General features: G+C 72.4%; 7 protein-coding genes. All 7 read left to right on the plus strand.

Annotated features, from left to right (window positions below; genetic code table 11):
- Positions 1-81: 81 nt before the first annotated feature.
- Positions 82-816 carry a response regulator transcription factor gene (locus ACZ3ZE_RS28880; RefSeq protein ID WP_467261373.1) on the plus strand — a complete coding sequence of 245 codons (735 nt, stop codon included), beginning with the start codon at positions 82-84 and terminating at the stop codon, positions 814-816.
- A gap of 44 nt (positions 817-860) precedes the next feature.
- Complete coding sequence (locus ACZ3ZE_RS28885) at positions 861-1781, plus strand: hypothetical protein (protein ID WP_361178892.1); 921 nt, start codon at positions 861-863, stop codon at positions 1779-1781.
- A gap of 209 nt (positions 1782-1990) precedes the next feature.
- Entirely contained in the window at positions 1991-2668 is a 678-nt protein-coding gene (locus ACZ3ZE_RS28890; protein WP_467261375.1) for a 4'-phosphopantetheinyl transferase family protein, read from the plus strand.
- Positions 2669-2955: 287 nt separating this feature from the next.
- Positions 2956-5718: a non-ribosomal peptide synthetase gene (locus ACZ3ZE_RS28895; RefSeq protein ID WP_361178897.1), complete on the plus strand. Its 2763-nt coding sequence runs from the start codon at positions 2956-2958 to the stop codon at positions 5716-5718.
- A gap of 25 nt (positions 5719-5743) precedes the next feature.
- Positions 5744-6670: an NAD-dependent epimerase/dehydratase family protein gene (locus ACZ3ZE_RS28900; protein WP_329424160.1), complete on the plus strand. Its 927-nt coding sequence runs from the start codon at positions 5744-5746 to the stop codon at positions 6668-6670.
- Between the two features lie 13 nt (positions 6671-6683).
- Positions 6684-7088 carry a nuclear transport factor 2 family protein gene (locus ACZ3ZE_RS28905; RefSeq protein ID WP_361178899.1) on the plus strand — a complete coding sequence of 135 codons (405 nt, stop codon included), beginning with the start codon at positions 6684-6686 and terminating at the stop codon, positions 7086-7088.
- Between the two features lie 15 nt (positions 7089-7103).
- Positions 7104-7649, plus strand: a 546-nt coding sequence (locus ACZ3ZE_RS28910) for a prephenate dehydratase (RefSeq protein WP_467261511.1), incomplete at its 3' end; no start/stop codon positions are given.

Genomic DNA, 7649 nt, shown 5'->3' on the forward strand with positions numbered 1-7649 from the left:
ACAGCCCGTTTACGGCGTCGATCTTTGACAAAGCGAAGCGGTGGTTTTTAGACTCGTTGGACAACAGTCTAGGGGGAGACGATGAGTCAGCGTACGCAGGAAAAACCGAAACCTCTGATACCCGACGTTTATATCGGACGTGATTCCGTCGGCTGTGACAGCTGGCGGATCCTCGTGGTGGAGAGCGAGCTCCGGTACGCCGAGTCGCTCGTGACGGGCCTGCGCCGGCACGGCCACCAGGTGTCCACCGTCGAGACCGGCGGCGCCGCGCTCCAGGTCTACACCTCGGCCGACCTGGTCCTGATCGATCTCGAACTGCCCGATCTCGACGGTCTTGAGGTCTGCCGGGCGATTCGAGCCGCCGGAGACACCCCGATCATCGCCGTCACCGCCCGCGGCTCCGAACTCGACCGGGTCCTCGGCCTCCAAGCCGGCGCCGACGACTACATGGTCAAGCCGTACGGATTCCGCGAGCTCATGGCCCGTATGCAGGCCGTCATGCGCCGCGCCAGGCCCCGGCCGCGCGTCGTGGACGTCATCGACCAGGGCCCGCTCCGCATTGACGCCGGAGCCCGTCAGGTCAGCCTCCACGGAAAGCAGATAGACGTCACCCGAAAAGAGTTCGACGTCCTTTATCTGCTCGCCTCGAATCCCGGAAACGTCGTCCCCCGCAAAAGGCTCATGCAGCAGATATGGGGAGATTCCTGGTCCCGTAGAACCGTGGACACGCACGTGAGCAGCCTCCGCAACAAGCTGGGCTGTCGGGACTGGATCGTCACCATTCGCGGTGTCGGATTCAAGCTCGGCCAAGTGTAATAAGCAGCGTCGGCGCACGGATTCGGAACACGGAGAATCGGAAAATGGCTCACCCGGCGACGCACCTGCCCCCGCGGGCCGTGTGCGTGGGCGAGGACTGCAGGCGGAGCGCCGTCGACGGCGGCGGCAAACGACGGGTACGGCCGGATCTCCGGCTCTGCCCCCCATGTCTGGGCCGGCTCGTCGCGGCCCTCGAAGAACTTCCCGGTCTCTACGCCGCGTGCGAGCGGGTGCTCGGCGGCGCCGGCCCGGCGCGCGGGTCCGGCGAACGGCGCGGCACCGGCGGCGGCACCGCCGGAATCCCGCTCAACGGCCCGGCGGCCGAGGTGCGTTCGGCGATCGTCGCCACCCTCGGCTCCTGGAGCGGACTCGTCGCCGACGAGCGGGGCTTCCCCGCACCCCGGCGCACCCCCGTCCACCTGGCGGCCTTCCTGCTGCGCAGCGCCGAATGGCTGGCCGCCCACCCCGCCGTCGCGGACGCCACCCGCGAGCTGGACCGGCTGGTCGGCGCCGCCCGGCGCGTGGCCCGCGAACCCGTACGGCACCTCCCGGTCGGCCCCTGCGTCGAACCCGGCTGCACGGGCGGCCTCGCGGTCGTCGGCGGCACCCGGCGCATCCTGTGCGACGCGGACCCGGCCCACCAGTGGGCGAGCCACGAATGGACCCGGCTGCGCCGCGCCATGCCCGGCCAGCGGATGCCCGCCCAGGGCGCCGCGCGGGTCCCGGCCCAGGGCACGCCACGCGTGCCCGCCCAGTCCACGGCGCCCGCGCCCGAGCCCGTCGAACGCTGGCTCACCGCACGGGACATCGCGGACCTGTGGGGCGCGCCCACCGGCACCGTGTACCGCCTCGCCAGCGAGCAGCGCTGGCGCAGACGCAACCGCTGTGGCCGCACGTACTACGCGGAGAGCGACGTCCACGGCAGCTTCAGCACCCGCCGGCCGCGCACACCCGCGATGAAGTGACACGGAGGGCCGGGGACCTGGGGCCGGAACACCCGCCCCGGGCACCCGCCCCGAGCCCATGCCCACCACCCCGACGCCCCGCCCCGGCTCCCGTCCGGACGGCGGGGCGTCGCCGTTCCCCCGTACACCCACACCCACACCCACACCCGCGCCCACACCCACACCCACGCGCACACCCACGCCCACACCCCCGAGGAGACCCCCGCCCCATGCAGGCCGAAGCCTGGTTCCTTGAGGTGGACACCGTCCTGTCCGCCGACGCGCTCGACACCACCGTCCTCGACGCCCACGAGCGGCAGCGCGCCGCGTCCTTCGTGCGGGCCTCCGACCGCGTGCTGTACACCGTGGCGCACCTCGCCCTGCGCACGCTCCTCGCGCGGCAGGCCGGGGGCCGTCCCGAGGAGCTGGTGTTCGCGCGCGAGCCCTGCCCGTGCTGCGGGGCCGCGCACGGGCGGCCGGTGCTCGCCGTCCCCGAACCGCCGGTGCACTTCTCCCTCTCGCACACCCAGGGCCTGGTCCTCGTCGCCACCGCCCCCGTCCCCGTCGGCGCCGACGCCCAGCTGCGCCCCGCGCCCGAGGACGTACCCGGACTGCTGCCCGCGCTCCACCCCGGCGAACGCGCCGTCCTCGCGGCCGAAGCCGACCCCGCCCGGCGGGCCGCCGCTTTCGGCCGGATCTGGGCCCGCAAGGAGGCGTACCTCAAGGGCCTCGGCACCGGCCTCGGCCGCGACAGCACCCTGGACGACCTCGCATCCGACCCGGCCGGCTGGACCGTGGACGACCTGCCCTGCGGCCCCCGCCACCACGCCGCCGTCGCGCTGCGCGCCCCCCGCCCCGGCACCCGGCCCCCGGTGGCGCACCACGTGACGTCCCTCACGGAGCTGTGAGAGAACCCGCGCAGCCCGACCGGGATTTGAGAAACCCGACACAGCTCTGACACAAGCCCCATTGAACGCCGGCGCCCGTCCGAAGAAGCTGGACGTGAAGGTCGGTGCGCTGTCTCCACCGCGCGGCCCGCCCGGCCGGATCCACCGTTCCCGGCCGCCCCCACGCCGTCTCCGTCGCCGTCGTGCTGCCCATCCCGCAGCCGGCGGCGGCCGTGTTCCGGCACCCGTCGCGCGCCCTCCACGGGGCCACCGCACCACACACCGCACACCAGAGAGAGGACATCGCCATGACCGTGGCCATCCCATCGACCCGGACCGTCGCGGACCTGCTGCTCCAGGCGGCGGAGGCCCACCCCGGCTCCGGCGTCCTCCACCACGAGGGCGACGCCGGCGCCGCGGCAGCGCGGCTCCAGACGTACCCGGAGCTGGTGCACGAGGCCCGCCGGGTCCTCGCCGGCCTGCGCGCCCGCGGCCTCGCCCCGCAGGACAAGGTCGTCCTGCTCCTGGAGCGTCCGCAGGAGTTCCTCACCGCCTTCTGGGCCTGCCTCCTCGGCGGCTACGTGCCGGTGCCGATGGCTCCGCTCGGCGGCGACCCGGAGCGTTGGGCCGCCCAGCTCGGCCACGTCCACACCCTGCTCGACGGGCCGCTGGTCGTCACCAACGACAGCCTGGCCGCCGAGCTGCCCCGCGTCGACGGCCTCGCCGTCACCGCCCTGGACACGCTGTACGGCGCCGAGCCGGCCGAGCTGCTGCACGAGGCGGCCCCCGAGGACACCGCGCTGCTCGTCCTCACCTCCGGCTCCACCGGCAACTCCAAGGCCGTGCGCCTCACCCACGCCAACCTGATCGCCTCCATGGCGGGCAAGAACACGGCGCACCACATCGGGCCCGAGGACCTCTCGCTCAACTGGGTCTCCTTCGACCACGTCGCCGCGCTCCTGGAGTGCCACCTGCTGCCGCTGTCCGTCGGCGCCACCCAGCTGCACGTCGAGGCCACCGTCGTCCTCGGCGAACCGCTGGACTTCCTGCGGCTGATCTCCCGCTACGGCGTCACCATGACCTTCACCCCGAACTTCCTGCTCGGGCTGCTCAACGCCTCCGCCGACCGGCTCGACGAGCACGGCCCGGTCGACCTGTCGAAGCTGCGGCACATCATCAGCGGCGGCGAGGCCGTCGTCCGCACCACCGGCGAGGCCTTCCTGGCGCACTTCGCCCCGTACGGCCTCCAGGGCGACACCCTGTGGCCCGCGTTCGGCATGACCGAGACCTGCGCCGGGTCCATCTACTCGCGCGAGTTCCCCGCCTCCGACCAGGGGCAGGAGTTCGCCAACCTCGGGCGCCCCGTCGACGGCCTGCGGATCCGCGTCGCCGACGAGCAGGACCGGCCGCTGGGGGAGGGGCGGACGGGCGAACTCCAGCTCATCGGCCCCATGATCACGCCCGGCTACCACAACAACGAGCAGGCCACGAAGGACGCCTTCACGGCCGACGGCTGGTTCCGCAGCGGTGACCTGGGCCGGATCGACGACGGGCGCCTCACCCTCGTCGGCCGCAGCAAGGACAGCATCATCGTCAACGGCGTCAACTACTTCAGCCACGACATCGAGACCCTGCTCCAGGAGCTCGACGACGTCGCCCGCTCCTACGTCGCCGCCTTCCCCACCCGCGCCCCGGGCTCCGACACCGAGCAGCTCGTCGTCGCCTTCCACCCCGAGGTCGAGGACGGCGACGAACTCGCCCTCTACCGGGTCCTGTCCGCGGTCCGCGCCAGCGTCGTCATGCACTGGGGCTTCCGCCCCTCGCTGATCCTCCCGCTGCCGAAGGAGGCCTTCCCGAAGACCAGCCTCGGGAAGATCCAGCGCCCGCTCATGCGCAAGCGCCTCGAAGCCGGGGCGTACACGGAGACCGCCGACGCCGTCGCCGACCTGATCCTGCGCCGCCTCGGCGGCTACACCGCGCCCGAGGGCGAGACCGAGACGGTCCTCGCCGGGATCTACGCGGAGATGTTCGACACCGACCCCGCGAAGCTGAGCGCCACCGCCAACTTCTTCGACCTCGGCGGCACCTCGCTCGACATCCTGCGGCTGCGCAGCCTGGTCGCCCGCCGCCTCGGCGCGAACGACCTCCAGATCATCACCGTCCTGATGGCGCCGACCGTCCGCGCGCTGGCCGCCCGGCTCGCCGAGGACGCGGCCGGCGGGGCGGCGGAACGCCCGTACGACCCGATCGTGCCGATGCAGGTCGTCGGCGACAAGACGCCGCTGTTCTGTGTCCACCCCGGCGTCGGCGAGGTCCTCGTCTTCGTCAACCTCGCCAAGTACTTCGTCGGCGACCGGCCGTTCTACGCCCTGCGCGCCCGCGGCTTCAACCCCGGCGAGAAGCCCTTCGAGAGCTTCGAGGAGATGGTGAGCACCTACGTGGCCGCCATCCGCGAGAAGCAGCCGCACGGCCCCTACGCCGTCGCCGGCTACTCGTACGGCGGGGCCGTCGCCTTCGAGATCGCCAAGGTCCTGGAGGCCGAGGGCGAGCGGGTCGACTTCATCGGCAGCTTCAACCTGCCCCCGCACATCAAGTACCGCATGGACGAGCTGGACTTCGTCGAGACCGCGGCCAACCTGGCCTTCTTCCTGGCCCTCATCGACAAGAAGCAGTCGCTGGAGCTGCCGAAGCAGCTGGGCCACCTGTCGAAGGAGGAGCAGCTGGCCTACTTCATCGAGCACGCGCCGCAGGCCCGGCTCGCCGAACTCGACCTGGACCTGGCCAAGTTCACCGCCTGGGCCGAACTCGCCGACGGGCTCACCGACCTCGGCCGCAGCTACTCGCCGTCCGGCCACGTCCGCGGCATGTCCGTCTTCTACGCGATACCGCTGCGCGGCACGAAGGAGGACTGGCTGAACAACGAGCTCAGCCGCTGGAAGGAGCACGCCGACGACGTCAACTTCATCGACGTCCCCGGCGAGCACTACACGCTGATGGGCCCGCAGCACGTGGCCGGCTTCCAGTCGATCCTCCGCAAGGAGCTCGACCGGGCGCTCGGCGACGGCAAGTAAGCACGAATCAAAGGGGATTGCACAGATGAACGGCAAGAAGATCCTGGTCACCGGCGGCACGGGCCAGGTGGCCGGACCGGTCGCCAAGGCGCTCGCCCAGGACAACGAGGTCTGGGCGCTCGGACGCTTCGGCACCCCCGGCTCGGAGGACGCCCTGCGCGAGCACGGCATCACCACCTTCCGCTGGGACATGGACGACACGAGCGAGGACGCCCTCAAGGGCCTGCCCGAGGACTTCACCCATGTCATCCACTCCGCCGTGAACCGCGGCGAGGACGGCGACTTCAACCGGGCGGTCGAGGTCAACACCGTCGCCGCCGGGCGCCTGATGACCCACTGCCGCACCGCCGAGGCGTTCCTGTACGTCTCCACCGGCGCCCTCTACAAGCGCCAGACCCTCGACCACGCCTACCGCGAGGACGACCCGGTCGACGGCGTCGCCGACTGGCTGCCCGCCTACCCGGTCGTCAAGATCGCCACCGAGGGCGCGGTCCGCGCGTACGCGGCGACCCTCGGCCTGCCCACGATCATCGCCCGCCTCAACATCGCGTACGGCCCCGGCGGTTACGGCGGCGTCCCGATGCTCTACTTCAAGCGGATGCTCGCCGGCGAGCCCATCCCGGTCCCGGTCGAGGGCCAGAACTGGTGCTCCCTGCTCTACACCGACGACCTCGTCGAGCAGGTCCCCCACCTGTGGAACGCGGCGACCGTGCCCGCCACCCTCACCAACTGGGGCGGCGACGAGTCCGTCGGCATCACCGACTGCGTCCGGCACCTGGAGGAGCTCACCGGCGTCCAGGCCAAGCTGGTGCCGAGCGAGGTCACCCGCGAGACCTACCAGTTCGACCCGACGCTGCGGAAGCAGCTCACCGGGCCGTGCAAGGTCGACTGGCGCGAGGGCATCCGCCGCACCGTCGAGTCCATGTATCCCGAGTACGCGAAGCAGCGCTGAGGAGCGGCGAGCGATGACCACCACCACCAGCAACCTGGACCTGATCCACGCGGCCTACGCCGCCTTCCGCGACCGTGACGTCGACGCGCTCGTCGCCACGATGGCCGAGGACATGGAGTGGATCCACCCCGAGGGCATGCACGCCTACGGCCTCGGCGGCACCAAGCACGGCCACGCCGGCGTCCGGGGCTTCCTGGCCCACGTCCCGACCGTCCTCGGCGGGATGAGGCTCCAGCCCCTGGAGTTCCTCGACCACGGCGACCGGGTCGTCGTCTTCGGAGTCCGTGACGTCACCTCCCGCACCGGCCACACCGAGACGCTGCAGTTCGTCCACTCCTGGACGTTCCGCGACGGCAAGGCCGTGCGCATGGAGGACATCTTCGACACGGTCGCGTTCCACCGGGTGATCGAGAGCTGACGGGCGCCCTCGGCCATGACATCCGCCACCGCGTACGCCTTCCTGGGCCCCGAGGGCACCTTCACCGAGGCGGCGCTGCGCAGACTCCCCGCGTACGCCGCCCACGGTGAGGAACTGCCCCGGCGCCCGTACCCCAGTGTCCCCGCGGCCCTGGACGCGGTCCGCCGCGGCGACTGCGCGACGGCCGTGGTCCCGCTGGAGAACTCGGTGAAGGGCGTGGTCCCCGCCACCATGGACCAGCTGGCCGAGTCCGGGCTGCACATCACCGGCGAGGTCGAACTCCCGGTGACCTTCGCCCTGATGGCGCCGGCCGGCACCGACCTGGGTGACGTACGGGAGGTGTACAGCCACCCGCACGCCCTCGCCCAGTGCGCCGGGTGGCTGGACGAGCACCTGCCGGGCGCCCGGGCCGTGCCCGCCGACTCCACGGCCGCCGCCGCGCACGAGGTGGCGCGGCGGCCGGGGGGGGGGGGGGGGGGGCCCCCCCCCCCCCCCCCCCCCCCCCCCCCCCCCCCGCGGGGGGGCGGGGCCCCCCCCCGGCCCCCCCCCCGCGCGGGGGCC

It is taken from the genome of Streptomyces sp. NPDC023157, assembly GCF_055560575.1.

Bases quoted from the DNA above. Each gene is read 5' to 3' on its own strand.
- ACZ3ZE_RS28880 (WP_467261373.1), top strand. From the start codon at position 82: ATGAGTCAGCGTACGCAGGAAAAACCGAAACCTCTGATACCCGACGTT.
- ACZ3ZE_RS28885 (WP_361178892.1), top strand. From the start codon at position 861: ATGGCTCACCCGGCGACGCACCTGCCCCCGCGGGCCGTGTGCGTGGGC.
- ACZ3ZE_RS28890 (WP_467261375.1), top strand. From the start codon at position 1,991: ATGCAGGCCGAAGCCTGGTTCCTTGAGGTGGACACCGTCCTGTCCGCC.
- ACZ3ZE_RS28895 (WP_361178897.1), top strand. From the start codon at position 2,956: ATGACCGTGGCCATCCCATCGACCCGGACCGTCGCGGACCTGCTGCTC.
- ACZ3ZE_RS28900 (WP_329424160.1), top strand. From the start codon at position 5,744: ATGAACGGCAAGAAGATCCTGGTCACCGGCGGCACGGGCCAGGTGGCC.
- ACZ3ZE_RS28905 (WP_361178899.1), top strand. From the start codon at position 6,684: ATGACCACCACCACCAGCAACCTGGACCTGATCCACGCGGCCTACGCC.